General features: G+C 68.1%; 24 protein-coding genes. 12 read left to right on the forward strand and 12 right to left on the reverse strand.

Annotated elements, in window-relative coordinates; genetic code table 11:
* Positions 1-70 precede the first annotated feature (70 nt).
* The 4 genes from AC6LKG_RS23335 to AC6LKG_RS23350 form a co-directional block, all read right to left on the reverse strand.
* Positions 71-649: a DJ-1/PfpI family protein gene (locus AC6LKG_RS23335; protein ID WP_421427402.1), complete on the reverse strand. Its 579-nt coding sequence runs from the start codon at positions 647-649 to the stop codon at positions 71-73.
* Positions 650-827: 178 nt separating this feature from the next.
* Positions 828-1,316 (reverse strand): Cys-tRNA(Pro) deacylase, encoded by a 489-nt coding sequence (gene ybaK, locus AC6LKG_RS23340; RefSeq protein WP_498168696.1) that lies wholly within the window; start codon positions 1,314-1,316, stop codon positions 828-830.
* A gap of 67 nt (positions 1,317-1,383) precedes the next feature.
* Positions 1,384-2,367 carry a site-specific tyrosine recombinase XerD gene (gene xerD, locus AC6LKG_RS23345; protein WP_498168699.1) on the reverse strand — a complete coding sequence of 328 codons (984 nt, stop codon included), beginning with the start codon at positions 2,365-2,367 and terminating at the stop codon, positions 1,384-1,386.
* Between the two features lie 90 nt (positions 2,368-2,457).
* Entirely contained in the window at positions 2,458-3,363 is a 906-nt protein-coding gene (locus AC6LKG_RS23350; RefSeq protein ID WP_498168701.1) for a LysR substrate-binding domain-containing protein, read from the reverse strand.
* Positions 3,364-3,545: 182 nt separating this feature from the next.
* Here AC6LKG_RS23350 and AC6LKG_RS23355 point away from each other — a divergent pair, with 182 nt between their 5' ends.
* From AC6LKG_RS23355 to AC6LKG_RS23370, 4 genes are all read left to right on the forward strand, one after another.
* A complete protein-coding gene (locus tag AC6LKG_RS23355) occupies positions 3,546-5,228 on the forward strand; it encodes a thiamine pyrophosphate-binding protein (protein WP_498168704.1) in 1,683 nt (560 codons plus the stop codon).
* A 127-nt stretch (positions 5,229-5,355) separates the two neighbouring features.
* Entirely contained in the window at positions 5,356-6,549 is a 1,194-nt protein-coding gene (locus AC6LKG_RS23360; protein WP_498168706.1) for an acyl-CoA dehydrogenase, read from the forward strand.
* A gap of 177 nt (positions 6,550-6,726) precedes the next feature.
* The gene (locus AC6LKG_RS23365; protein ID WP_498168708.1) at positions 6,727-6,906 is read left to right on the forward strand and encodes a hypothetical protein; all 180 of its coding nucleotides are present in this window, start codon (positions 6,727-6,729) and stop codon (positions 6,904-6,906) included.
* 104 nt (positions 6,907-7,010) lie between these two features.
* Complete coding sequence (locus AC6LKG_RS23370) at positions 7,011-7,997, forward strand: TRAP transporter substrate-binding protein (RefSeq protein WP_498168711.1); 987 nt, start codon at positions 7,011-7,013, stop codon at positions 7,995-7,997.
* A gap of 13 nt (positions 7,998-8,010) precedes the next feature.
* Here AC6LKG_RS23370 and AC6LKG_RS23375 read toward each other — a convergent pair whose 3' ends face one another.
* From AC6LKG_RS23375 to AC6LKG_RS23395, 5 genes are all read right to left on the reverse strand, one after another.
* Positions 8,011-8,451, reverse strand: a complete 441-nt coding sequence (locus AC6LKG_RS23375) for a MaoC family dehydratase (RefSeq protein ID WP_498168713.1) — start codon at positions 8,449-8,451, stop codon at positions 8,011-8,013.
* 60 nt (positions 8,452-8,511) lie between these two features.
* Positions 8,512-9,750: a benzoyl-CoA 2,3-epoxidase subunit BoxA gene (gene boxA / locus AC6LKG_RS23380; protein ID WP_498168716.1), complete on the reverse strand. Its 1,239-nt coding sequence runs from the start codon at positions 9,748-9,750 to the stop codon at positions 8,512-8,514.
* A gap of 51 nt (positions 9,751-9,801) precedes the next feature.
* Complete coding sequence (boxB, locus tag AC6LKG_RS23385) at positions 9,802-11,229, reverse strand: benzoyl-CoA 2,3-epoxidase subunit BoxB (RefSeq protein ID WP_498168719.1); 1,428 nt, start codon at positions 11,227-11,229, stop codon at positions 9,802-9,804.
* A gap of 110 nt (positions 11,230-11,339) precedes the next feature.
* Complete coding sequence (gene boxC, locus AC6LKG_RS23390; RefSeq protein ID WP_498168721.1) at positions 11,340-13,001, reverse strand: 2,3-epoxybenzoyl-CoA dihydrolase; 1,662 nt, start codon at positions 12,999-13,001, stop codon at positions 11,340-11,342.
* 249 nt (positions 13,002-13,250) lie between these two features.
* Positions 13,251-14,162: a helix-turn-helix transcriptional regulator gene (locus tag AC6LKG_RS23395; RefSeq protein ID WP_498168724.1), complete on the reverse strand. Its 912-nt coding sequence runs from the start codon at positions 14,160-14,162 to the stop codon at positions 13,251-13,253.
* A 178-nt stretch (positions 14,163-14,340) separates the two neighbouring features.
* Here AC6LKG_RS23395 and AC6LKG_RS23400 point away from each other — a divergent pair, with 178 nt between their 5' ends.
* The 8 genes from AC6LKG_RS23400 to AC6LKG_RS23435 all read left to right on the forward strand — a co-directional run bounded on the left by AC6LKG_RS23400 (position 14,341) and on the right by AC6LKG_RS23435 (position 21,958).
* Positions 14,341-14,811, forward strand: coding sequence for a DUF4863 family protein (locus AC6LKG_RS23400; RefSeq protein WP_498168727.1), 471 nt, complete (start codon positions 14,341-14,343; stop codon positions 14,809-14,811).
* Between the two features lie 166 nt (positions 14,812-14,977).
* Entirely contained in the window at positions 14,978-16,537 is a 1,560-nt protein-coding gene (locus AC6LKG_RS23405; protein WP_498168729.1) for a benzoate-CoA ligase family protein, read from the forward strand.
* Positions 16,534-17,379, forward strand: coding sequence for an alpha/beta fold hydrolase (locus AC6LKG_RS23410; RefSeq protein WP_498168731.1), 846 nt, complete (start codon positions 16,534-16,536; stop codon positions 17,377-17,379). Before AC6LKG_RS23405 ends, AC6LKG_RS23410 begins: the two co-directional genes overlap by 4 nt.
* Before the next feature lie 19 nt (positions 17,380-17,398).
* On the forward strand, positions 17,399-18,559 hold the full coding sequence (locus tag AC6LKG_RS23415; protein WP_498168733.1) for an ABC transporter substrate-binding protein: 1,161 nt from the start codon (positions 17,399-17,401) through the stop codon (positions 18,557-18,559).
* Positions 18,560-18,572: 13 nt separating this feature from the next.
* Positions 18,573-19,454, forward strand: a complete 882-nt coding sequence (locus AC6LKG_RS23420; protein WP_498168736.1) for a branched-chain amino acid ABC transporter permease — start codon at positions 18,573-18,575, stop codon at positions 19,452-19,454.
* Between the two features lie 8 nt (positions 19,455-19,462).
* Positions 19,463-20,494: a branched-chain amino acid ABC transporter permease gene (locus AC6LKG_RS23425; RefSeq protein WP_498168752.1), complete on the forward strand. Its 1,032-nt coding sequence runs from the start codon at positions 19,463-19,465 to the stop codon at positions 20,492-20,494.
* Positions 20,487-21,260, forward strand: coding sequence for an ABC transporter ATP-binding protein (locus AC6LKG_RS23430; protein WP_498168738.1), 774 nt, complete (start codon positions 20,487-20,489; stop codon positions 21,258-21,260). Before AC6LKG_RS23425 ends, AC6LKG_RS23430 begins: the two co-directional genes overlap by 8 nt.
* A complete protein-coding gene (locus AC6LKG_RS23435; protein WP_498168741.1) occupies positions 21,248-21,958 on the forward strand; it encodes an ABC transporter ATP-binding protein in 711 nt (236 codons plus the stop codon). The genes AC6LKG_RS23430 and AC6LKG_RS23435 overlap by 13 nt, the downstream gene beginning before the upstream one ends.
* Before the next feature lie 39 nt (positions 21,959-21,997).
* Here the strand turns inward: AC6LKG_RS23435 and AC6LKG_RS23440 are convergent, their stop codons facing one another.
* The 3 genes from AC6LKG_RS23440 to AC6LKG_RS23450 form a co-directional block, all read right to left on the reverse strand.
* Positions 21,998-23,554, reverse strand: coding sequence for an acetolactate synthase large subunit (locus AC6LKG_RS23440; RefSeq protein ID WP_498168743.1), 1,557 nt, complete (start codon positions 23,552-23,554; stop codon positions 21,998-22,000).
* A 170-nt stretch (positions 23,555-23,724) separates the two neighbouring features.
* Positions 23,725-24,477, reverse strand: coding sequence for an amino acid ABC transporter ATP-binding protein (locus tag AC6LKG_RS23445; protein ID WP_498168746.1), 753 nt, complete (start codon positions 24,475-24,477; stop codon positions 23,725-23,727).
* Between the two features lie 4 nt (positions 24,478-24,481).
* Positions 24,482-24,784 (reverse strand): ABC transporter permease family protein (locus AC6LKG_RS23450; protein WP_498168749.1); only part of this gene is annotated, 303 nt, incomplete at its 5' end.

Genomic DNA, 24,784 nt, shown 5'->3' on the forward strand with positions numbered 1-24,784 from the left:
AGTAGGCACCAGGCGCCGGCGTGCGCAGCAAGCCGCGCGCGCTGAACGGCCGCAACGCGGCGCGCGCGGCTCAATGCGTGATCTTGGTGCCGAGCACGGCCAGGAATTGCGCCAGCCAGGCCGGGTGGGCGGGCCAGGCCGGCGCGGTCACCAGGTTGCCATCGGTATAGGCCTGGTCGATGCCGATCTCGGCATAGGTGCCCCCGGCCAGCCGCACTTCCGGCGCGCACGCCGGATACGCCGAGCAGGTGCGCCCTTCCAGGATGCCGGCGGCCGCCAGTAGCTGGGCCCCGTGGCAGACGGCCGCGATCGGCTTTTTCGCCTGATCGAAGGCGCGCACGATCTCCAGCACTTTTTCGTTCAGGCGCAGGTATTCCGGCGCGCGGCCGCCCGGAATCACCAGACCATCGTAGGAGCCCGCCTCGACCCGGTCGAAGTCATAGTTCAGGGCGAAATTGTGGCCGCGCTTTTCGCTGTAGGTCTGGGCGCCCTCGAAGTCGTGAATCGCGGTGGCGATGCTCTCGCCGGACTTCTTGCCCGGGCAGACCGCATGCACCGTGTGGCCCACTGCCAGCAACGTCTGGAATGGCACCATGGTTTCGTAGTCTTCGGCATAGTCGCCGACCAGCATCAACAGTCTCTTGCTCATGATTGTCTCCTGGGAATGGGGGATCGCCGGCTGCGGCGCCCGGGGACCGGGCAACCGGTTCTTGGTGTTCTGCGACCATTGTGCCCCCGCTCAGGCGCCCCCGGGTGGTAACGGGATACCGCGCGGCGCGGGCCACGCCCGCACGCATGCGCCGGAATCCCGGCGCGCGGCCGGCCGCCTATTCCAGCGCCACCGTCACGGGCCTGGCGCCCAGCAGGCTCACCAGCACGTTCGGGTCGATGCCCACCAGATAGCCGCGGCGGCCGCCGTTGATGTAGACGACCGGGTATTGCAGCACTTCGGCCTCGACCCACACCGGCATCCTCTTGCGCGTGCCGAACGGCGAGGTGCCGCCCACCTGATAACCGGAATGGCGCTGCGCGACTTCGGGCTTGCACGGTTCGACCTTCTTCAGTCCGGCCTGGCGCGCCAGGTTCTTGGTGGAGACTTCGCGGTCGCCATGCATCACCACGATCAGCGGTCTGGCCGCTTCGTCTTCCATCACCAGCGTCTTGACCACCGCGTGTGGATCGAGCCCGAGCTGGCGCGCGGCCTCGCCGGCGCCGCCATGGTCGATGTAGTCGTAGGTGTGCTCGGTGTAAACCACCTTGTGCTGCTTGAGGAACTGGGTGGCGGGCGTTTCGGAGACGTGGCGGGCTTTGCTCATGGCAGGAGGCAGGAAAGACGAAGGCAAAAGTGTAGGCAGGCCGGCGCAGGCGCGCAAACGGCGGGGGTCAACCGCGCGGATGGTGCGCGGCGTGCAATGCCTTCAGGCGCTCGCGGGCCACATGGGTATAGATCTGCGTGGTGGAGATGTCGGCGTGGCCCAGCAGCATCTGCACCACGCGCAGGTCGGCGCCGTGGTTCAGCAGGTGCGTGGCGAAGGCATGGCGCAGCACGTGCGGCGACAACGGCGCGTGCACCCCCGCCAGCACCGCGTACTTCTTGACCAATTGCCAGAAAGCCTGGCGCGACATGGCCTCGGTGCGCGCGGTGATGAATAGCGCATCGCTGACGCGACCGGCGCCCAGTTCGGGGCGCGCGGTCTTCAGGTAGCGGTCGATCCAGTGCGCCGCCTCCGCGCCCAGCGGCACCAGCCGATCCTTGCCGCCCTTGCCCTGCACCACGCGCACCACGCCCTCGTCCAGGCTGACGTCGAGCGCCCGCAGGCCGACCAGTTCGGACACCCGCAGGCCGGTGGCGTACAGCGTTTCCAGCATGGCGCGGTCACGCAGGCCGCGCGCCTGGGTCAGATCGGGCGCGCGCAGCAAGGCGTCGACCTGTTGTTCGGACAGCGTCTTGGGCAGGCGCGGGGGCTGCTTGGCGGCCACCAGGGTCAGGCAGGGGTCCTGCGCGGCGCGGTGCTCGCGCAGGGCCCAGGCGAAAAAGCGCCGCAACGCCGCCAGGCGCCGGTTGGCGGTGGTGGCGCGGGTCTCTTCGTGCCGGAAGGCGAACCAGGCCTCGATGTCGGCCTTGCCCGCCTCGGTCAGCACCTTGGCGCGGCCGGCCGGCGCGGCCGGGGACGGAGCCGCTTCGCCGTAGCGGTCGGCCATCTCGCGGGCGTAGGCCTCGGGGTCTTCCAGCCAGCGCGCGAAACCGGTCAGGTCGCGCCGGTACGCCGCCAGCGTATTGGCCGACAGGCCGTCTTCGAGCCAGACGGTGTCGATGAAGGCGTCGATATCGGCCTGGGAGGCGAGCGGAGCACGGGAGTCGGACATGGGGCGGAGGCAATGCGTCGGGAACGCCGGCCGGCGGCAGGCGGGCCGGCAGGACGCCGGCAACGGGGCTCATTCTACGGCGGCGCGGAGTCAGCGCCCCGCCACCGCCGCGGCGGCCGACTTGAGCCAGGCCTCGAACAGCTTCAGCGCCTCGGAGCGCTCGCTGCGTTGCGGATAGCCGAAGTAATAGCCCTGGCTCACCGTCAGCGACTGCGGCACCGGCATCACCAGCGAGCCCTGGTCCAGCGCCGGCTGCGCCAGGAAGCGTGGCATCAGGCCCACGCCCAGGCCGGCCTGCACCGCCGCCATCACCATGGTGAACAACTCATAGCGCGGACCGCCCGCGGCCTGCGGGCCGTACAGGTAGTTGTTGGCGCCATACCACTGGCGCCAGGCATCGGGCCGCGAACTCAGGTGCAGATGGGTCATGCCGGCCAGCGCCCCCATGCCGGCCTCGGAAACACCGGCCATCAGCCCGGGCGCGCAGACCGGCACCAGTTCGCGCTCGGGAAACAGCAAGACGCCCTGGGTGCCGGGCCACAGGGTGTCGCCGTGGTAGACCGCGCCGTCGAACGGCTGGTCCTTGAACTGGAACGGCAGGGTCCGCACCGACAGGCTGACGGTGATGTCCGGCTGCGCCCGCTGGAAATCCGCCAGCCGCGGGATCAGCCAGGTGGTGGCCAGCGTCGGCACCACGGCGATGTGGACGCTGCGGCCCATGCCGGTGCGGCTGACCAGGCCGAACGTGTCCTTCTCGATCTGGTCCAGGTGGTGACGGATGCGCCCCGCATATTCGGCGCCAGGGTCGGTCAGCACGATGCGCCGCCGCACCCGCGTGAACAGTTGCACGCCGAGCCGCGCCTCGAGGCTGGCCACCTGGCGGTAGACGGCGCTATGGGTCAGCGACAGTTCTTCGGCGGCGCGCGAAAAGCTGCCCAGGCGGGCCGAGGCCTCGAACGCCTGCAGGGCGCTCAGATTGGGGATGCCGTTTCTCATGGGACGCGAAATACCGGCCAGGAATGCGGGACCGCCCGGCAGCGCCAACGGCGACGCGGCCCGGGCCGTTCCGCCGGGTCGTGCCGGCGAATCAATAGATTGTGCAATTTTATCAATTGCTTTGTGCGATCAAGGAACATTATGCTCGGATGTCCTATTCTCGGCTCATCCTGACACCCACCATGTCCCAGCAAGCATCCCGCCTCGGCGGCCACATCCTGGTCGACCAGCTCGTCGCCCAAGGCGTCAAACACGTTTTCTGCGTTCCCGGCGAGAGCTACCTGGCGGTGCTGGACGGCCTGCACGACGCCGACATCAAGGTCACGGTCTGCCGCCAGGAAGGCGGCGCGGCCATGATGGCCGACGCCCATGGCAAGCTGACCGGCGAACCCGGCATCTGCATGGTGACCCGCGGCCCGGGCGCGTCCAACGCGCTGGCCGGCGTGCACATCGCCAAGCAGGACTCGACTCCGATGATCCTGTTCGTCGGCCAGATCGAGCGCGGCATGCGCGAGCGCGAGGCCTTCCAGGAAATGGATTACCGCGCCGTGTTCGGCACGCAGGCCAAGTGGGTCACGGAAATCGACCAGGTCGAGCGCATTCCCGAACTGATCTCGCGCGCCTTTCACATCGCCACCTCGGGCCGTCCCGGCCCGGTGGTGATCGCGCTGCCCGAGGACATGCTGGTCGAGGCCGCGCAGGTGGCCGACGCACCGCGCTACGAAGTCATCGACGCCGCCCCCACCGCCGGCCAACTGGCCGACCTGGAACGACTGCTGGCCCAGGCCAGCAACCCCGTGGCGATTCTCGGCGGCACGCGCTGGGACGCGCGCGCGGTGCAGCAGTTCGCCGACTTCGCGCAGCGCCACGCGCTGCCCACGGCGGTGTCGTTCCGCCGCCAGATGCTGTTCCCGGCCGACCATCCGTGTTTCATCGGCGACGTCGGCCTGGGCATCAACCCGGCCCTGCTCAAGCGCGTGGCCGACGCCGACCTGGTGCTACTGGTCGGCGGCCGCATGTCGGAAAACCCCAGCCAGGCCTACACGCTGCTGGACATCCCGGTGCCCAGGCAAAAGCTGGTGCACGTGCATCCGGACGCTGGCGAACTGGCCCGCGTCTACCGCCCCACGCTGGCCATCAACACCTCGCCCGCCGCCTTCGCCGAGGCGCTGGCCGGCCTGAAGGCCCCCGCCCAGCCGGCCTGGGCCGACGGCACTCAGGCCATGCGCGAGTCGTACCTGAAGTGGAGCGACCCGACCACCGTCACCACCCCGGGCGCGCTGCAGATGGGCCAGGTCATGGCCTATCTGGAAAAGACGCTGCCGGCCGACGCCATCATGACCAACGGCGCTGGCAACTACGCCACCTGGCTGCACCGCTTCCACCGCTTCACCCGCTTCGGCACGCAACTGGCGCCGACCTCGGGCTCGATGGGCTACGGCCTGCCGGCCGCCGTGGGCGCCAAGCGCGTCTGGCCCGACAAGACCGTGGTCTGCTTCGCCGGCGACGGCTGCTTCCTGATGCACGGCCAGGAATTCGCCACCGCCGTGCAGTACGACCTGCCCATCATCGTGGTGCTGGTCGACAACGGCATGTACGGCACCATCCGCATGCACCAGGAAAAGCACTACCCCGGCCGCGTGTCCGCCACCGAACTGAAGAACCCTGACTTCGCCGACTACGCCCGCGCCTTCGGCGGCCATGGCGAACGCGTCGAGACCAACGAGCAGTTCGGCCCGGCGTTCGAGCGCGCGCTGGCCAGCGGCAAGCCGGCCATCCTGCACTGCTTCATCGACCCGCAGGCCATCACGCCGTCGACCACGCTGGACAAGATCCGCGACGCGGCGCTCAAGGCCCAGCACTGATCCCGAGGCGGCGGCAACCCACCACGGCGCGCCCGCGCGCGTCGCGTAAACCCGGGTTGCCGCGCCAATTATTTTAGGTTTAAACTTTCCAGATTCCGAAAACGGAAATCCATAGCGGAGACCCAGCATGTCCTCGAATCCCTCGTTCCATTGGCAAGATCCCCTGTTGCTGGACCAGCAGCTCACCGAAGAAGAACGCATGGTGCGCGATGCCGCCCACGCCTACTCGCAGGACAAGCTGGCCCCGCGCGTGCTGAACGCCTTCCGCAACGAAAAGACCGACCCGGAAATCTTCTCGGAAATGGGCGAGCTGGGCCTGCTGGGCGCCACCATCCCCGCCGAATACGGCGGCGCCGGCCTGAACTACGTCAGCTACGGCCTGATCGCCCGTGAAGTCGAGCGCATCGACTCCGGCTACCGCTCGATGATGAGCGTGCAGTCGTCGCTGGTGATGGTGCCCATCAACGAATTCGGCAGCGAAGCGCAGAAGCAGAAGTACCTGCCCAAGCTGGCCCGCGGCGAATGGATCGGCTGCTTCGGCCTGACCGAACCCAACCACGGTTCCGACCCCGGCGGCATGGAAACGCGCGCGGTCAAGACCGCCGACGGCTACAAGCTGACGGGCAACAAGATGTGGATCACCAACTCGCCCATCGCCGACGTGTTCGTGGTGTGGGCCAAGTGCGTGGGCGGCGAGTTCGATGGCAAGATCCGCGGCTTCATCCTCGACAAGGGCACCAAGGGCCTGACCGCCCCCGCCATCCACGGCAAGGTCGGCCTGCGCGCCTCGATCACCGGTGAAATCGTCATGGACGAAGTTGAAGTGTCCGACGACCAGATGATGCCCGGCGTGTCGGGCCTGAAGGGTCCGTTCACCTGCCTGAACTCGGCCCGCTACGGCATCGCCTGGGGCGCGGTCGGCGCCGCCGAAGCCTGCTGGCACACTGCCCGCCAGTACACCCTGGACCGCAAGCAGTTCGGCCGCCCGCTGGCCGCCAACCAACTGATCCAGAAGAAGCTGGCCGACATGCAGACCGAGATCACGCTGGCGCTGCAGGGCTGCCTGCGCCTGGGCCGCATGAAGGACGAAGGCACCGCCGCGGTCGAGATCACCTCGATCATGAAGCGCAATTCGTGCGGCAAGGCGCTGGACATCGCCCGCCTGGCCCGCGACATGCTGGGCGGCAACGGCATCTCCGACGAGTTCGGCGTGGCCCGCCACCTGGTGAACCTGGAAGTGGTCAACACCTACGAAGGCACCCACGACGTGCACGCCCTGATCCTGGGCCGCGCGCAGACCGGCATCCAGGCCTTCTATTGATTTGCAGTTCGCTGCGCGAAGGGGGCCCGGCTCTGCTCCCGACGCGCGGTTCGCCGCCATGGCGAAACGTTGACGCCCCTTTCGAGGGGCGTTTTTTTTTGGTTCATCGCGCAATAGCGTGGAGGGGTAGTTTTCGTATTCTTGATGGCGGGAATTTGCCATCAGGAGCGCAGGGAGATGCTGGATCGCATGTTGCTGGAGCCGCTGGGCGGCTGGCAGGGCTATGGCGACGAGCGCGTGGAGCGATCCACGCGCGTATGGTCTGAGCGCCAGTCTGAAGCTCTGAAGCAGCGTCGCGCCGGCTTGGCGGGCCAGGGCATTCAAGGGGTCATGCGCATCAGGGTTATCAGGAGCTAGCCCTTGCGCGGGCCATGCCTTACGCTACGTGCAAATGGCCTGGCGCCGGCCCGCTGCATCCGCCTGCCCGACCCCGGATTTCTCGTCACGACCAGGAGTCGCGCATGCTTGGCAGTTCCCCCCGCCGCCTGTGGGCCGGCATCGTCATCGCTTTCGCCAGCCACGGCGCATTCGCCGCCACCACCCTCACCATGACCACCGAGTACCCGGCCACGTCGATGCCGGGCCAGGGCTTGTCCACCTTTGCCGATCTGGTCCGCAGCAAGAGCGCCGGCAAGGTCGTCATCGATGCCAGCTTCGATGCCGCCAAGGGCATCAAATCGGGCGACATGATCGACGCGGTCGAGGCGCGCAAGGTCGATGCCGGCGATGCTTTCGCCGGGGCGCTCGCTGCCCGGTATCCGTTGTTCGGCGTGTCGTCGCTGCCGTTCCTGGCCGATTCGCTGTCCAAGGCGCGGGCCTTGAACAAGTCTGCCCGTCCGGCCTACGAAAAGCTGCTGGCCGCGCACGGCCAGAAGCTGCTCTACACCACGCCCTGGCCCGCCTCCGGCATCTGGTCCAAGGACAAGGTCGACAGCGTGGCGGCCCTGAAGGCACTGAGCATCCGCACTTACGACGCCACCTCGCAGGATGTGCTGCGCAAGGCCGGGGCGCAGGCGCGGAACATCTCGTTCGCCGATGCGATGCCGCGCATCGCCTCGGGCGAGGTCAACGCAGTGTTGTCATCGGGCGATGGCGGCGCCGGCCGCAAGCTGTGGCAGCACCTGCCCCACTTTGCCGAGATCAACTACGCCATGCCGGTCTCGATCGCCACCATGAACCTGCGGGCCTACCAGGCCCTGGACGCCAAGTCGCGCAAGGCCATCGACCAGGCCGCCGCGCAGACCGAAGCGGAACAGTGGAAGCGCATCGAAGGCCGGTTGCAGCAGAACTACGCCAATATGCGCAAGAACGGCGTGGCCATAGACACTGCCGTGCCGACGCCGGTGCGCCGCGCGCTGAAGGAAGCGGCGGCGGATTCGGTCAGGCAATGGGAAGCGGCGGCGGGCCCGGAGGGCGTGGCCATCCTGAAGGCGATGCGGCGGCCCTAGGCGGCCGCCGTGGTCAGTCTCCCGACAGGTCGAACAGACTGGTCGCATCCAGTTCCAGCACGGCTTCGTCGTGCTGGTTGATCACTGTCCAGGCCCAGGTGATGATGCCCAGGTCGGGGCGCGAGGACGAGGTGCGCGCGCCCTGCACGCGGGCCTCCAGGCGCAGTTGGTCGCCCGGCCGCACCGGCGTGCGCCAGCGCACTTCGCCCAGGCCGGGCGAGCCGAACGATTCGGAATCATGCAGCGCGGCGTCCACCGCCATGCGCATGGCCAGCGCGCAGGTGTGCCAGCCGCTGGCGATGAGGCCGCCCCAACGGCCTTCGGAAGCGCGCTTGAGATCGGTATGGAACCACTGCGGATCGTACTTGCGGGCGAACTCGAGGATTTCGGCTTCCGTGATGGTGACCGGACCGGCCTTGATCAGCATGCCGTCCTTGAAATCAGCGAACTTCATTGGTGGACTTCCCCTGGCGTGGCGGACCGTTCAGGGACGCCCAGGATACCTGTCGCCCTCTCAATAGGTCTCGAAGTGCAGCCGCCCCTCGCGGCGCAACACATCGTGCAGGATAGTCCAATCCTGCCCCGCTTGCACCGTCACGTCGCGCAGGGCGTCCAGCACGCCGACTTCCATGCCCTTCAGACCACAGACGTAGATGCAGGTGTTGCGATCGGCCAGCAGGCCGCGCATGTCGGCGGCGCGCTCGCGGATCAGGTCCTGCACGTAGCGCTTGGGCTGGCCGGCTTCGCGCGACAGCGCCAGGTTGATGTCGATGAAATCGCGCGGCAGCTTCATCAGCGGGCCGAAGTACGGCAGTTCGCGCTCGGTGCGGGCGCCAAAGAACAGCATCAGGCGGCCATTCTCGCCGGTCTCGATGCGGCGCCGGTAGCGCTCGGTCATCGCGCGCATCGGCGCCGAACCGGTGCCGGTACAGATCATGACGAGATTGGCGCGCGGATGGTTCGGCATCAGGAAGGTATGGCCGAACGGCCCGATCACCTGCACGGTGTCGTTCCTGGCCAGGTCGCACAAGTAGTTGGAACAAACGCCGTGCGCCGGCTGGCCCTGGTGGTCTTCGGTGACGCGCTTGACCGTCAACGACAGGTTGTTGTAGCCGGCGCGCTCGCCGTCGCGGGGACTGGCCAATGAGTATTGGCGCGCGTGGTGCGGCCGGCCCTGGGCGTCGGTGCCGGGCGGCAGGATGCCGATCGATTGGCCTTCCAGCACCGGGAACGGCAGCTCGCCGAAGTCCAGCACGATGTGATGGATGTCGCTGTCGGTGTCGGCGCCCGTGACACGGTAGTTGCCGACCACGGTGGCGGTCACCGGCGTCTTGTGGGTGTAGAGGTTGACGTAGGGATGCGCGGCGGACCACGGCGGCACGCTGGCGCCGGGGCTGACGGACGGCGCGGCGGCGATGAGGGCGGGCGCCGCTTCCCCGGTCGCATCGGCCTGGGCCTGCGCAGCCGCATCCGGCAGCGGCTGCTCGCGCGGCAGTTCGTCCCAGCCCAACTGGTCCTGCAACGAGTACGCTTCGGCGCGCGCCACCAGCCGCCAGTTGTCGATCGAGCCGGTCGGGCACGGCGGCACGCAGGCCATGCAGCCGTTGCAGATATCCGGGTCGACCACGTAGTTGTTGCTGTCGTGCGTGATCGCGTCGATCGGACAGGTTTCTTCGCAGGTGTTGCAGCGGATGCAGATCTCGGGATCGATCAGATGCTGCTTCAGGACTTCTACGGGCAGGGCTGCGTTCATCACGGTCATCCGAATGCGCGGGGCGGCGGCGCCAGGCGCCACCGCAAGGCCTTAGTTGAAACGAACGTACTCGAAGTTCACGGGCTGGCGATTGATGCCCATGACCGGCGGCGCGATCCAGTTGGCGAACTTGCCGGGCTCGGTCACGCGGCCCATCAGCGAAGCCACGAACTCGCGGTCTTCGGGCGTGGGCAACCATTGGTGGCGATACGCCTGCCATTGCGCTTCGGACAGGATCTCGCCCTCGGGCGACATGCGGATGCCGGCCAGCGTGCCGATCTGGCGGTTGAACGCCTTGTGCGGCACCTGCAGGCGGAAGGCGATGCCGCTCTTTTCGATGACCTTGTTCCAGCGGCCGATGCCGGCCACCGAGTCGCGGATGAAGTCATCGCGCAGCACTTCGTTCAGTGCGTTCAGCATCGGCACCTCGATCTCGCGCAGCCTGCCGTTGTCGACCGACAGCACGCGGTAGGTGTCGTTCTTGAGCTGGTGGTCGTCGTTGCGCTTGCTCTCTTCGTAGCGGCCCTTCAGGCCCGAGCCGTAGAAGATGGCGGCGTTGGACGACTGGTCGGCGCCGAACAGGTCGATGGTGACGCTGTAGTGGAAGTTCAGGTAGCGCTGGATCGTCGGCAGGTCGATGACGCCGGCGGCGCGCACGGCGGCGGGGTCGTCGGTCTTCAACTGGTTCATCACTTCGCAGGTGCGCTGGATCACGCGCGAGATGCCGGATTCGCCCACGAACATGTGGTGCGCTTCCTCGGTCAGCATGAACTTGGTGGTGCGGGCCAGCGGGTCGAAGCTGGATTCGGCCAGCGCGCACAACTGGAACTTGCCGTCGCGGTCGGTGAAGTAGGTGAACATGTAGAACGCCAGCCAGTCCGGCGTCTTCTCGTTGAAGGCGCCGAGGATGCGCGGGTTGTCCGAATCGCCGGAGGTGCGCTGCAGCAGCGCGTCGGCCTCCTCGCGGCCGTCGCGGCCGAAGTAGCGATGCAGCAGGTAGACCATGGCCCACAGGTGGCGGCCTTCCTCGACGTTGATCTGGAACAGGTTGCGCAGGTCGTACTGCGACGGCGCGGTCAGGCCCAGGTGGCGCTGCTGCTCGATCGAGGCGGGCTCGGTGTCGCCCTGCGTGACGATGATGCGGCGCAGGTTGGCGCGGTGTTCGCCCGGCACGTCCTGCCACACGTCGCGGCCCATGTTCTCGCCGAAGTGGATCTTGCGCTGGCCGTCCTGCGGCGCCAGGAAGATGCCCCAGCGGTAGTCGGGCATGCGCACATGGTTGAAGTGGGCCCAGCCATCGGGCTCGACGCTGACGGCGGTGCGCAGGTAGACGTCGAAGCCATGCGAGCCATCCGGGCCCATGTCCTGCCACCATTGCAGGTAGTTGGGCTGCCAGTGTTCCAGCGCGCGCTGCAGGGTGCGGTCGCCGGACAGGTTGACGTTATTGGGGATCTTGTCGCTGTAGTTGATGCCTGACATTGTCTCTGCTCCTGGATGGACGGCCGCGTCGGGGCGGCGTCGGGTCTTGGGGCGGCGGCCGCGCTGCGCGGGCCGGCGCCATGTCTCGGGATTTGCCGCGGATGGCCGCGCTAGACGCGGTTCCAGTCGAACGCGGCCTGTTCGCCCTTGCCGTACAGCTTGAGCGCGCCCTTCTCGCCCGCCGCGTTGGGCCGATTGAAGATCCAGTTCTGCCACGCCGTCAGGCGGCCGAAGATGCGGGTTTCCATGGTTTCGCGGCCGCCGAAGCGCAGGTTGGCTTCCAGGCCGGTCAGGGCGTCGGGCGACAGCGCGCGGCGCTCTTCCAGCATCATGCGCACTTCGTCGTCCCAGTCGATGCTGTCGGGTGCGTAGGTCACCAGGCCCAATGCCAGCGCGTCGCGCGCGGCCAGCGGCTGGCCGGCGCGGGCCCGCACCGCTTCCAGCGGCGCCGTTTCCTCGTAAAAGCGGCGTTGCAGGCGGCTCTGGCCGTTGACCATCGGGTAGGCGCCGAAGTTGGCCTCGCCGACGATCAGTTGGGCCGCGTCGTATCCTTCGCCGTCGCTGTCCAGCATGTAGCTGCGGTCGGCGGCCAGCGCCAGTTCGAGCAAGGTGCCGGCAAAGCACGAGCCCGGTTCGACCAGCGCGAACAGGCTGCGCGAGGTCACATCCAGGCGCGCCAGCGTGCGGCGCAGCAGGCCGGCGGTCTCGCGCACGAACCAGTGATCGGCGTGGCGTTGCAGCGCGGCGTCGGCGGCCAGCACGGCCTGCGCGTCGCCCTCGGTCTTGAAGATCCAGGTGCCGACGTCGAGTTCATTGGTGCGCAGCGACAGGATGGCGTCATCCAGTTCGCGCGCCATCTGCAACGGCCACCAGGCCGCGCCGGCGGCCACGATGTCGGCCAGTTCGGTTTCCACCGGCCCCTGCGGCGCGCGAACCGTCCAGGTGGCCTGGCGCTTGGCGCGATCCAGTTGCACCTCGACGTAGCGGTAGCACAGGGCATCGGCGCTTTCCTCGCGCGCCAACGGCGTCAGCGCCACGCCGGCCTCGCCGGCAGGGCGGCTGCTGCCCTCGGCCAGCGCCAGCGCGCGCTCGCGCACCGCGGCCTCGAACTGCGCCGGCTTGACCACGTCATCGACCAGGCGCCAGTCCTTGGCGCGCTGGCCGCGCACGCCTTCGACCAGGGTGCAGAAGATGTCGGCGTGATCGTGGCGCACGCGGCGCTTGTCGGTGACGCGGGTCAGGCCGCCGGTGCCCGGCAGCACGCCCAGCAGCGGCACTTCGGGCAACGCGACCGAAGACGAGCGATCGTCGACCAGCAGGATCTCGTCGCAGGCCAGGGCCAGCTCGTAGCCGCCGCCGGCGCAGGCGCCGTTGAGCGCGGCGATGAACTTCAGGCCGCCGTGGCGGCTGGAGTCCTCGATGCCATTGCGGGTTTCGTTGGTGAACTTGCAGAAGTTGACCTTCCAGGCATGCGAGGACAGGCCCAGCATGAAGATATTGGCGCCCGAACAGAAGATGCGGTCCTTCATGCTGGTGACGACCACGCTGCGCACTTCCGGATGCTCGAAACGGATGCGCTGCAGCGCGTCGTGCAGCTCGATGTCCACGCCCAGGTCGTAGGAATTGAGCTTGAGCTTGTAGCCGGGGCGCAGGCCACCGTCTTCGGCCACGTCCATCGCCAGCGTGGCGACCGGGCCATCGAACGACAGACGCCAATGGCGGTACTGGGTGGGATCGGTCCGAAAGTCGACCTTGCTGGCGGTGCTGCTCATCGCTTGTCTCCTAATGCCCTAACCTGACAGGAAAAATACTGCACGACATGAATTATTATGCATATTAGTGCAGGCGAAAATCAGCGTCAAGCAAAAGATGCATAAAAGTGCAGGTCGCGCGCTCACGCGGCGGTACCCGCCAATGCAGCCCCCTTGCCGCTCAGCGCGGGCGTCGCGGCGCCAGCGCCACGCCAAAGAAAAGGCCGCCCCGATGCGGGGCGGCCTGGCGGCCGGCGCAGGCCTCGAACGTTACAGCGGCAGGCCGCAAGCCTTGCGCACCTGCGCGCGCAGGCCGGCGAAGCTTTCCTGTACCTCAAGGTGACTGGTGACCCAGGTCAGGTCGGCCTTGGCGTAGAACGCCTCGCGCCCGGCCAGGATGCGCTTGAGGTCCGCCATGGCTTCGTTGTTGCCGGACATGGGACGGAAGTCACCCTGCGCCATCACCCGGCCCATGTGCTCCTCGGGCGTGGCGCGCAGCCACACCGTGTAGCAGTGCGCCAGCAACAGGTTGAGGGTGGCGGGTTCGGACACCAGCCCGCCAGGCGTGGCCAGCACCATTTCCGGATAGATCTGCACCGCTTCTTCCAGCGCGCGGCGTTCATAGCGGCGGTAGGCATTGGGGCCGTACAGATTATGGATTTCGAGAATGCTGCAGCCGGCCACGCGCTCGATCTCGCGGTTCAACTCGACGAACGGGTAGCCAAGGTCATCGGCCAGCATCTGGCCCAGCGTCGACTTGCCGGCGCCGCGCAGGCCGATCAGCGCGATACGCTGGGTGCGGTTGGGCCGTTGCGCGCCGGCGCCCACGCCAAACAACTGGGTCAGCGCCTCGCGCGCACGCTGCAGATCGGATTCGGTGCGGCCGCTGAGCAGTTCGCGGATCAGCAGCCAGTCGGGCGATTCGGTGGTGACATCGCCCACCAGCTCGGCCAGCGCGCAGTTGAAGGCACGGGCGATCTGCAGCAGCACCAGGATCGAGGCATTGCCCACGCCGTGCTCGAGGTTGGCCAGATGCCGCTCGGACACGCCGGTCACCTGCGACAACCCCTTGCGCGTCATGCCGCGGATGGCCCGCAGGCGGCGCACCCGCTCGCCCAATGCCACCAGGAAGGCTTCCCGCCTGGGTTCGGTTGGCGCCGCGTCTTCTAGCGCTTGGTTCATGGTGTAGCTGACTCCGCAAAAACCCTGATAACACCCGATTTATGCACTATAGTGCTTGACCCACATCAATGGAAGCACTATTTTTCCTTCCATAGCTTCAACAGTGTGTCAGGTGCCGCAAAACAGCATTGGATTGCATCCGCCGCTGAAGCGCCGACAGTGTATAGGAGGAGACAGGGTGAGCACGCCAGAACGATTCCACGCGCTGATGCGCCAGGTGACGGGCCTGATGGCCGGCCAGGCGCTCGACGCCGCCCTGCAACAGCGGCTGAATGCCGAGGCCGGCCCCGGCAGCGCCCTGTACGCGGACATCTTCGCCACCTGTAGGCAAGGCGTGGCCGACGGCTGGATGTGCAACCGCGAAGGCGGCGGCATCCGCTATGGCCGCGTCATCAAGCCCGCCGAGGATCTCGCGGGCTGCTCGGTCGACGTGGTCGACATGGACGACCTGGCCGGCCCGCACCACGCCCACCCGAATGGCGAGATCGACATGATCATGCCGTTGACCGCCGACGCCCGCTTCGACGGCCATGGCGCCGGCTGGCTGGTCTACGGACCCGGCAGCGCCCACCGTCCCACGGTGACGCAGGGCCGCGCCCTGGTCCTCTATCTGCTGCCGGGCGGCGCCATCGAGTTCACGCGCGCATGAATCCCCTGCCCCCACCCCCGTCACGCCCTGGCGGCGACCCGCGCCGCAGGCCCGCCCCCGGCGCCGGCTGACGCGCGCGCACGCCGAGCCGCCCCCCCCTGACGAGCTGCATAAGGCTCGCGACCGCGGCCACGGCGACCATCCGCCAGGACACCAGGAGACAACCGTGAACGCCTGCCCCACCGAACTGAATTTCGCCAGCCACCTGGCCGCCTTGAACGCGCCGCGCGCCGCCAAGCCCGCCTACATCGACGACACCGGCCAGATCACCTATGGCCAACTGGCCGAGCGCGTGGCGCGCATGGCGGGCGCACTGCGCCAGTTGGGGCTGCGGCGCGAGGAACGCATCCTGCTGCTGATGCAGGACACTGCCGACTGGCCGGTGGTCTTCCTGGGCGCGCTGCATGCCGGCGTCGTGCCGGTGGCCGTCAACACCCTGCTGACGGCCGACGATTACGCCTACATCCTGGATCACAGCCGCGTGCGCGCCGCGTTCGTCTCGGACGCGCTGCTGCCGACGCTGCGGGCGGCGCTGGCCCTGGCCCCGGGCGAAGTCGAACACCTGGTGGTGTCGCGGCCGGGGAATGCCCTGGCGGACGGCGCGCTCGCGCTCGAACCGCTGCTGGCGGCCGCCCCCCTGGCGCCGGCCGCGCGCACGCTGTCCGACGAAATCGCCTTCTGGCTGTATTCGTCCGGCTCGACCGGCAAGCCCAAGGGCGTGGTGCACACCCATGGCAATCTGTGGCATACCGCCGAACTGTATGCCAAGCCGGTGCTGGGCATCCGCGAGGATGACGTGGCGTTCTCGGCCGCCAAGCTGTTCTTCGCCTACGGCCTGGGCAACGGCCTGACGTTCCCGCTGTCGGTCGGCGCCACCGTCGTGCTGATGGCCGAGCGGCCGACGCCCCAAGCGGTGTTCCAGCGCCTCGTGCGGCACCGCCCCACCGTGTTCTATGGCGTGCCGACGCTGTACGCCAGCATGCTGGCCGCGCCCGATCTGCCGCCGCGCGAGCAGGTGGCGATGCGCATCTGCACCTCGGCCGGCGAAGCCTTGCCGCGCGATATCGGCGAGCGCTTCCAGCGCCATTTCGGCTGCGACATCCTGGACGGCATCGGTTCGACCGAGATGCTGCACATTTTCCTGTCGAACCGAGCCGGCCAACTGCGCTATGGCACCACCGGCAAGCCCGTGCCCGGCTATGAAGTGCAATTGCGCGACGACAATGGCGCGCCGGTGGCCGCCGGCGCCATTGGCGACCTCTACATCAAGGGCCCCAGCGCCGCGCTGATGTACTGGAACAATCGCGACAAGACGCGCCAATGCTTCCTGGGTGACTGGCTCAAGAGCGGCGACAAGTACATTTGCGATGCCGACGGCTACTACACCTATGCCGGCCGCAGCGATGACATGATCAAGGTCAGCGGCCAGTACGTGTCGCCGGTGGAGGTCGAGAACGTGCTGGTGCAGCACGAGGCGGTGCTGGAAGCGGCGGTGATCGGCGTTCCCGATCACGACGGACTGGTCAAGACCAAGGCCTATGTGGTGCTGCGCCCGGGCTACGCGCCCGACGCGGACACCGGCGCCGACCTGCAGCGCTACGTCAAGCAGCACCTGGCGCCCTTCAAGTACCCGCGCCAGATCGACTTCACGGACGAACTGCCCAAGACCGCCACCGGCAAGATCCAGCGCTTCCGCCTGCGGCAGCTTGAACAGGTCACGCCATGAGCGCCGTGCCCGTGCCCGAACCCACCGCCCTTGCCGACGTACACACGCCGGGCCGCCACCTGCGCCTGGAATACCAATGGATCAAGGCATCGCGCCAGGACGCGCCGCTGCTGGTGTTCCTGCACGAAGGCCTGGGGTCCGTATCCATGTGGAAGGACTGGCCGCGGCAGGCCTGCGAAGCCGCCGGCTGCCGCGGGCTGGTCTATTCGCGCCGTGGCTACGGTCGCTCCACGCCGCTGGCCGCCGGTGAAAAGCGTCCCGTCGACTTCATGCACCACGAGGCGCTTGAGGTGCTGCCGACACTGCTCGCCGCGCTCGGCATCGATGCCAAACGGGACCGGCCCATCCTGTTCGGCCACAGCGATGGCGGCTCCATTGCCCTGCTTTACGCCGCCATGCATCCCGGCGCGGTGGCGGGCGTGGTGGTGGCGGCGCCGCACATCTTCGTCGAGGACCGTACCGTGGCGCACATCGAACAGGCGCGCCAGGCCTACCGGGACACGGAGCTGCGCGCTCGGCTGGCGCGCCATCACGATGATGTCGATTCGGCCTTTTGCGGCTGGAACGACGCCTGGCTGGACCCCGCCTTCCGACGCTGGAACATTGAAGAACACTTGCCGCGCATCATTTGCCCGGTGCTGGCGATGCAGGGCGTGGACGACGAGTACGGCACGCTCGAACAGATACGCGGCATCCGCCGCGCCGCGCCGCAGACGCAATTGCTGGAGATTCCCGACTGCCGCCACTCGCCGCACAAGGACCAGCCCGCCACCGTTATCCAGGCCATCGCCGGCTTCGTCGGCGCGCTGGACCAACCCGGCCGCCCCACCGGCAGCCCATGACAAGCACGGAGACTCCACCATGACCCACGCCCTGACCCGGGCCGCGCTAGGCGCGGCGCTGATGCTGGCCGCAAGCGGCGCCCTGGCCGCCGACAAGCTCAAAGTCGGTTTCATGCTGCCCTATAGCGGCACCTACGCCGCGCTCGGCAACGCCATCGAGAACGGCTTCAAGCTGTATGTGGCCGAGCAGGGCGGCAAGCTCGGCGGGCGCGAACTCGAATACTTCAAGGTGGACGACGAATCCAATCCCTCCAAGGCCGCCGAAAACGCCAACCGGTTGATCAAGCGCGACCAGGTCGACGTGCTGATCGGTACCGTGCACTCGGGGGTCGCCATGGCCCTGGCCAAGGCCGCCAAGGACGCCGATACCACCCTGATCGTGACCAACGCCGGCGCCAATGCCATCACCGGACCGCTGTGCGGCCCAGGCATCTTCCGCACGTCGTTCACCAACTGGCAGCCGGCCTACGCCATGGGGCCGGTGGCCAAGGCGCGCGGCCACAAGACGGCGGTCACCATCACCTGGAAGTACGCGGCCGGCGACGAGGCCATCGGCGGCTTCAAGGAAGGTTTCGAGAAGGCCGGTGGCAAGGTCGTCAAGGAACTCAGCCTGCCCTTTCCCAATGTCGAGTTCCAATCGCTGCTGACCGAGATCGCCGCGCTCAAGCCCGATATGGTGTTCACCTTCTTCGCCGGCGGCGGCGCGGTCAAGTTCGTGCAGGACTACCATGCCGCCGGACTGGACAAGACCATTCCGCTGTACGGCTCGGGCTTTCTGACCGACGGCACGCTGCAGGCGCAGGGCGCGTCGGCGCAGGGCCTGCTGACCACGCTGCATTATGCCGACGGCCTGAACACGCCGCGCGACAACGCCTTCCGCGCCGACTACAGCAAGACCTACAACGCGCAACCCGATGTGTACGCGGTGCAGGGCTATGACGCGGCCCAACTGATGCAGTCCGGACTGACGGCGGTGCAAGGCGACTTCAGCAAGAAGGCGGACTTCCGCCAGGCCATGCGCGGCGCCACGGTCGACAGCCCGCGCGGCCCGTTCACGCTGTCCAAGGCCGGCAACCCGGTGCAGGACATCTACCTGCGCCGCGTCGACGGCCTGGAAAACAAGGTGGTCGAGGTGGCCGTGCGCAAGCTGGCCGACCCCGCGCGCGGCTGCAAGCTCTAGGAACGGTGGCCCCATGGACGTCGGCATCCTGCTCATCCAGAGCCTCAACGCCTTCCAGTACGGCCTGCTGCTGTTCCTGGTTGCCAGCGGGCTCACGCTGATCTTCGGCATCATGGGGATCATCAACCTGGCGCACGGCAGTTTCTACATGATCGGCGCCTACATGGCGTTCGCGCTGGGGCCGGCGGTGGACCGCTGGCTCGGCGGCGGCTTCGTCGCCACACTGGCGGTGTGCGTGCTGGCAGCCGCAGCCCTCGGTTATCTGCTGGAGGCGGCGTTCTTCAGCTACCTGTACCGCCGCAACCACTTGCAACAGGTGCTGATGACCTACGGCCTGATCCTGGTGTTCGAAGAGCTGCGCAGCATCCTGGTCGGCAACGACGTCCACGGTGTGCCGCTGCCGTCCTGGCTGCAGGGCAGCATCGCGCTGGGCGATGTGATGAGCTACCCGGTGTACCGCCTGTTCATTTCGGCGGTGGGCATCGCGGTGGCGCTGCTGCTGTATTGGGTCATCGCGCGCACGCGGCTCGGCATGATGCTGCGCGCCGGCGCCAGCAACCGCGAGATGACCGGGTCGCTGGGCATCGACGTCAACAAGCTGTACCGGCTGGTGTTCGCCGCCGGCGTGGCGCTGGCGGCGCTGGCTGGCGGCATCGCCGCGCCGGTGTCGTCGGTGTATCCCGGCATGGGCAACGGCGTGCTGATCATCTGCTTCGTCGTCGTGGTGATCGGCGGCATCGGCTCGATCCGTGGCGCGTTCCTGGCCGCGATGCTGGTGGGCGTGGTCGAGACCTTCGGCCAGGTGCTGTTCCCCGCCGCCGCCGGCGTACTGGTGTACGTGCTGATGGCCGCGATTCTGCTGTGCAAGCCCGAAGGGCTGTTCAAACAGGGCTGACCATGAAGATGCATCGTTTAATGCCTGTCGCGACCCTGCTGGCCCTGGCGGTCTTCGCCTGGAGCGGCAGCGACTACTACACCGGCCTGGCCGTGAAGATCATGATCTACGCGGTGTTCGCGCTCAGCCTGCAGTTGCTGGTGGGCGGCGCCGGGCTGGTCAGCCTGGGCCATGCGGCATTCTTCGGCATCGGCGCCTATGTCGCCGCGCTGCTGTCGCCGCAATCCGAGGCCGCCAGCCTGTGGCTGCTACTGGCGGCGGCGCTGCTGGCCGCTGCCGCCTATGCCGCGCTGACCGGCGCGCTGGCGCTGCGCACGCGCGGCGTGTACTTCATCATGGTGACGCTTGCCTTCGCGCAGATGGCCTATTACGTCTTCCACGATACCGGGCTGGGCGGCGGCAGCGACGGTATCTATCTGTACTTCCGGCCGCAGGCCGACATCGCCGGCTGGCTGCCGTTCGACCTGGACCAGGGCCACACTTACTACTTCTTCGTGCTGGCCTGCCTGGCGTTGGCCTGGGGCTTTCTCGCGTTGCTGCGGCGTTCGCCCTTCGGCGCGGCGCTGGCCGGCATCCGCATCAACGAACAACGCATGCGGGCGGCCGGCTATTCGACTTATCCGTACAAGCTGGCGGCGTATGTGATCGGCGCCGCGCTGGCGGGGCTGGCCGGCTTCCTGTTCGCGCTCAAGGACGGCTTCGTCACGCCCGAGCTGCTGGCCTGGGAACAGTCAGGGCTGGTGCTGCTGATGGTGATCCTGGGCGGCATGGGCAGCCTGGGCGGCGCGGTGCTGGGCACGGCCACGCTGGTGCTGCTGCAGGAACTGTTCCAGTCGCAGGCGCTGTTCGGCGACTACGCGCGTCACTGGCACCTGCCGCTGGGCCTGGCGGTCATCGCGCTGGTGGCCTTGCTGCCCGACGGGTTGGCGGGCCTGCCGGCCCAATGGCGCCGCCGCCGGGCTCGCCACACGCCGACGGCGCCTGCCGCCACCGCGCCCAAGTCCCTGCCTCTGCCGATCCAAGGAGAACCCCATGCCTGATCCCTTGCTGGCCGCCGAGGCGCTCACGCGGCGCTTTGGCGGCCTGACCGCCGTCAATGGCGTGTCGCTGACCCTGCGACGCGGCGAAGTGCATGCCGTCATCGGCACCAACGGCGCCGGCAAGTCGACGCTGATCAACATCCTCTCCGGCGAACTCGCGCCCAGCAGCGGGCAGGTGTCGCTGGCCGGCCGCGACATCACCGCCTGGGGCCAGCCCGAGCGCGCCCGCGCCGGCCTGGGCCGCAGCTACCAGCGCTCGACCCTGTTCCCGGAACTGAGCGTGTTCGAGAACTGCAGGCTGGCCGCGCAGGCGCGGCGCCAGCGGTTCTGGCACTGGTGGCGGCCGGCCTCGGCCTGCTCGGCCAGCGCCGGGCTGGCCGAGCAGGCGCTGGAGCGCACCGGCCTGGCGGCCGACGCCGCGCAACCGGCCGGACTGCTGCCGCATGGCCGCAAGCGCCAGCTCGAGATCGCCATGTGCCTGGCCGGCGAACCGCAGGTGCTGCTGCTGGACGAACCGCTGGCCGGCATGGGCCCCGAGGAAACCGACCGCATCCTGGCGTTGCTGGAGACGCTCAAGGCCAACCACGCCATCCTGCTGGTGGAGCATGACATGGACGCGGTCTTCCGCATCGCCGACGCCATCACTGTGATGGTCAACGGCAGCAGCATCGCCAGCGGCGATCCGGCCCAGATCCGCGCCAACGCCGAGGTACGCACGGCCTACCTGGGCGAAGACCTGGAGGGAGCCCACGCATGCGCACACTGATCGAGGCCGACGGCCTGCATGTGTACTACGGTGCCAGCCACGTGCTGCGCGGCGTCGGCCTGCGCATCGCCGCAGGAGAATCCGTCGGGCTGGTTGGGCGCAACGGCATGGGCAAGACCACCCTGATCCGCAGCCTGGTGGGCCAGGTGCGCAGCGCCCAGGGCCGCGTGACGGTGCGAGGCGCCGATTGCACCTCTGCGCGGCCGCATGCCATCGCGCGGATGGGCGTGGCCTACGTTCCCGAAGGGCGCGGCATCTTCCCCAACCTGAGCGTGCGCGAAAACCTGCTGGTGGCGGCGCGCGCCGGCGAACAGGGGCGGCGCGACTGGACCTACGAGCGCGTGCTGGAGACCTTTCCGCGCCTGACGGAACGGCTGGGCCACGGCGGCCAGCAGTTGTCGGGCGGCGAGCAGCAGATGCTGGCGATCGGCCGGGCGCTGATGACCAACCCCGACCTTCTGATCCTGGATGAAGCCACCGAGGGCCTGGCGCCGCTGATCGTGGCCGAGATCTGGAAGATCATCCGGCGGATCCGCGCCACCGGCATGTCGACGCTGATCGTCGACCGCAATTACCGCGCTGTGCTGGCCCACACCGACCGCTGTCTGGTGATGGAAAAAGGGCTGATCGTGCAGGACGGCGACAGCGCGGCGCTGGCCGCCGCGCCAGAGAAACTGACGCGCTACCTGGGCGTCTGACGGCCCCGCCTGCGCGTCTTGCGGCGCGCAGCAGGCGCGTCAGATCAGCGCTTCGATCAGGAACGGGCCGCGGCGCTTCAGGCCGTCTTGCAAGGCACGGGCAAAGCCCTCGACCGTATCGACGCTGACCGCCTCCACGCCCATGCCGCGCGCCAGGTGGGTCCAGTCCAGATAGGGTTCTTCCAGATCGAGCATGCGGCGCGCGTTGCGGCCCGGTTCCTGCACGCCCACGTTCTTCATCTCGCCATGCAGCGTGGCATAGGAACGGTTGGCCAGGATCACGGTCAGGCAGTCCAGATTCTCGCGTGCCTGGGTCCACAGCGCCTGCAGGGTGTACATGCCGCTGCCGTCGGCCTGCAGGGTGATGACCTTGCGGTCCGGGCAAGCCACGGCCGCGCCGGCCGCCAGCGGCAGGCCGATGCCGATGGCGCCGCCGGTCAGCATCAGCCAGTCATGCGGCGCGCAGCTGGCGCTGTAGATGGGGAATTCACGCCCCTGGGTGATCGACTCGTCGCAGACGATGGCGTTCTCGGGCAGGTGATGCGCCACCAGGATATTGACGGCGGCACCGGTCAGCTTGCCGCTGGCGGGCACCTCGTAGGCGGGTGCCGGGGCCGCCAGGCACGGCGCGTCGGCGGCGATGCCGAGTTCGTCGGCCAGCCATTCCAGGGCGTGCGCCAGGTCCTGCTCGACCGTGGCCAGCACGATCTTCTCGCAATCCTCGGGCGCCAGCAGGCTGGGCTTGCCCGGATAGGCGAAAAAGCCCACCGGCGCCCTGGCGCCGACCAGCACAAGGTGGCGCACGTCCTTGAGCTTGGCCACGGCCAGATCGATCGGGTAAGGCAGCCGCTCCACCGGCGTGCGGTCGCCGCCGCGCTCGACGCGGCGGTTGGAGGTTTCGGACATCAGCCGCACGCCGGTGGCGCGGGCGATGCGGCCGGCGGCCTTGAGAGCGCGCGCGCGCAGCGCAGTGCTGCCCAGCAGCAGCGTGGTAGCCTCGCCGGAGCGGATCGCCCGAGCGGCGGCGCGCACCGCCTCGACGCTGGTATGCGGCACGGCTTCATCAACGACCTTCACCACCGCGGTGTCGGCCGGCAGCTCGGTCCAGGCCGAGTTGGCCGGCAGGATCAGGGTGGCGATATTGCCCGGATGGCGGCGTGCCACGGCGACGGCTTCGGCGGCATCCGCCGACATCGACTCGGCCGACATGCCGCGCTTGACCCAGTGCGACATCGGGCGCGCCACGCCTTCGACATCGCTGGTCAGCGGCGCGTCGTACTGCACGTGGTAGGTGGCGTGGTCGCCGACGATGTTGACCATCGGCGTGCGCGCGCGCTTGGCGTTGTGCAGGTTGGCCAGGCCGTTGCCCAGGCCCGGGCCCAGGTGCAGCAGCGTGGCGGCCGGCTTGTCGGCCATGCGCGCATAGCCATCGGCCGCGCCCGTCACCACGCCTTCGAACAAGCCCAGCACGCAGCGCATCTTCGGTTTGCGATCCAGCGCCGCGACGAAGTGCATCTCGGACGTGCCCGGGTTGGCGAAGCAGACGTCCACATCATTGGCCAGAAGGGTATCGCAAAGACTATCAGCGCCGTTCATCGTGTTTCCCTGGTTGTTTTGTGTAGGCAGGGGCCGGCGGCGGCGCGCCGGCCCGATTGGCATGATAGGTAGCGTAGCGCAAACCCGCTAGAGCCAGTTGCGCGCGCCGGCATGGAACCATTCGGCTTGTTCCGTCGGGCGGAATTCCGGGCGGCCGGCGCGGGCCGCGCCTACGCCAGGATCTGCCCCAGGAAGGCTTGGGCCCGCTCGGTGCGCGGCGCGCGGAAGAATTCGTCCGGCGCGGCGGTCTCGACTATCGTGCCCTGGTCCATGAACACCACGCGGTCGCCGACCTCGCGCGCGAATCCCATTTCGTGGGTCACGCAGACCATCGTCATACCGTCGCGCGCCAGCGCCACCATGGTATCGAGCACTTCCTTGACCATCTCGGGGTCGAGCGCCGAGGTCGGCTCATCGAACAGCATGATCTTCGGCTGCATGCACAGCGCCCGCGCGATCGCCACGCGCTGCTTCTGTCCGCCGGACAACTGACCGGGATACTTGGCCGCATGCTGCGGGATGCGGACGCGCTCCAGATAATGCATGGCGCGCGCCACCGCCTCGTCCGGCGCCACGCCCTTGACCAGGGTCGGCGCCAGGGTGCAGTTCTCCAGCACCGTCAGATGGGGGAACAGGTTGAAGTGCTGGAACACCATGCCGACTTCCGCGCGGATGCGCTCGATATTGCCGATTTCGTCATTCAACTCGATGCCGTCGACAACGATTGTGCCGCGCTGGTGCTCCTCCAGCCGGTTGAGCAGGCGGATGGTGGTGGATTTGCCCGACCCGGAGGGGCCGCAGAGAATCAGCTTCTCGCCGGGCTGCACCGCCAGGTCCAGTCCATCGAGCACCTTGAAGTCGCCATACCATTTGGACACGCCCTGCATGGTGATGATGGGCGCCGCGTAGTTCATTGCATCCATGGCGTCAGGCCTTCGAAATGTCGTGGTTGTCGCCGGCGCCGCTCCAGTAGCCGGGCACGGTCAGGCGCTTTTCCGACCGCCGGAACAGATACGCCAGCGCACTGCACAGCACGAAGTAGATAACCCCCACCATGGTGTAGACGGTCAACGCCTGGAACGTGGCGCCGGCCAGCATTTCACCCGCCCGCATCAACTCGTACACACTGATGACGGCCACCAGCGAGGTTTCCTTGACCAGCACCAGCGCGTAGTTGCCCAGCGCCGGGAAAATGGTGCGCAGCGCCTGCGGCAGCACGATGCGCCGCAG

The sequence above is a fragment of the Achromobacter sp. 46006 genome, from assembly GCF_059761975.1.

What these genes read in the sequence shown, in the direction of transcription:
- AC6LKG_RS23335 (WP_421427402.1), bottom strand. Translation starts at nt 649, where the DNA reads ATGAGCAAGAGACTGTTGATGCTGGTCGGCGACTATGCCGAAGACTAC.
- ybaK (WP_498168696.1), bottom strand. Translation starts at nt 1,316, where the DNA reads ATGAGCAAAGCCCGCCACGTCTCCGAAACGCCCGCCACCCAGTTCCTC.
- xerD (WP_498168699.1), bottom strand. Translation starts at nt 2,367, where the DNA reads ATGTCCGACTCCCGTGCTCCGCTCGCCTCCCAGGCCGATATCGACGCC.
- AC6LKG_RS23350 (WP_498168701.1), bottom strand. Translation starts at nt 3,363, where the DNA reads ATGAGAAACGGCATCCCCAATCTGAGCGCCCTGCAGGCGTTCGAGGCC.
- AC6LKG_RS23355 (WP_498168704.1), top strand. Translation starts at nt 3,546, where the DNA reads ATGTCCCAGCAAGCATCCCGCCTCGGCGGCCACATCCTGGTCGACCAG.
- AC6LKG_RS23360 (WP_498168706.1), top strand. Translation starts at nt 5,356, where the DNA reads ATGTCCTCGAATCCCTCGTTCCATTGGCAAGATCCCCTGTTGCTGGAC.
- AC6LKG_RS23365 (WP_498168708.1), top strand. Translation starts at nt 6,727, where the DNA reads ATGCTGGATCGCATGTTGCTGGAGCCGCTGGGCGGCTGGCAGGGCTAT.
- AC6LKG_RS23370 (WP_498168711.1), top strand. Translation starts at nt 7,011, where the DNA reads ATGCTTGGCAGTTCCCCCCGCCGCCTGTGGGCCGGCATCGTCATCGCT.
- AC6LKG_RS23375 (WP_498168713.1), bottom strand. Translation starts at nt 8,451, where the DNA reads ATGAAGTTCGCTGATTTCAAGGACGGCATGCTGATCAAGGCCGGTCCG.
- boxA (WP_498168716.1), bottom strand. Translation starts at nt 9,750, where the DNA reads ATGAACGCAGCCCTGCCCGTAGAAGTCCTGAAGCAGCATCTGATCGAT.
- boxB (WP_498168719.1), bottom strand. Translation starts at nt 11,229, where the DNA reads ATGTCAGGCATCAACTACAGCGACAAGATCCCCAATAACGTCAACCTG.
- boxC (WP_498168721.1), bottom strand. Translation starts at nt 13,001, where the DNA reads ATGAGCAGCACCGCCAGCAAGGTCGACTTTCGGACCGATCCCACCCAG.
- AC6LKG_RS23395 (WP_498168724.1), bottom strand. Translation starts at nt 14,162, where the DNA reads ATGAACCAAGCGCTAGAAGACGCGGCGCCAACCGAACCCAGGCGGGAA.
- AC6LKG_RS23410 (WP_498168731.1), top strand. Translation starts at nt 16,534, where the DNA reads ATGAGCGCCGTGCCCGTGCCCGAACCCACCGCCCTTGCCGACGTACAC.
- AC6LKG_RS23415 (WP_498168733.1), top strand. Translation starts at nt 17,399, where the DNA reads ATGACCCACGCCCTGACCCGGGCCGCGCTAGGCGCGGCGCTGATGCTG.
- AC6LKG_RS23420 (WP_498168736.1), top strand. Translation starts at nt 18,573, where the DNA reads ATGGACGTCGGCATCCTGCTCATCCAGAGCCTCAACGCCTTCCAGTAC.
- AC6LKG_RS23425 (WP_498168752.1), top strand. Translation starts at nt 19,463, where the DNA reads ATGCATCGTTTAATGCCTGTCGCGACCCTGCTGGCCCTGGCGGTCTTC.
- AC6LKG_RS23430 (WP_498168738.1), top strand. Translation starts at nt 20,487, where the DNA reads ATGCCTGATCCCTTGCTGGCCGCCGAGGCGCTCACGCGGCGCTTTGGC.
- AC6LKG_RS23435 (WP_498168741.1), top strand. Translation starts at nt 21,248, where the DNA reads ATGCGCACACTGATCGAGGCCGACGGCCTGCATGTGTACTACGGTGCC.
- AC6LKG_RS23440 (WP_498168743.1), bottom strand. Translation starts at nt 23,554, where the DNA reads ATGAACGGCGCTGATAGTCTTTGCGATACCCTTCTGGCCAATGATGTG.
- AC6LKG_RS23445 (WP_498168746.1), bottom strand. Translation starts at nt 24,477, where the DNA reads ATGGATGCAATGAACTACGCGGCGCCCATCATCACCATGCAGGGCGTG.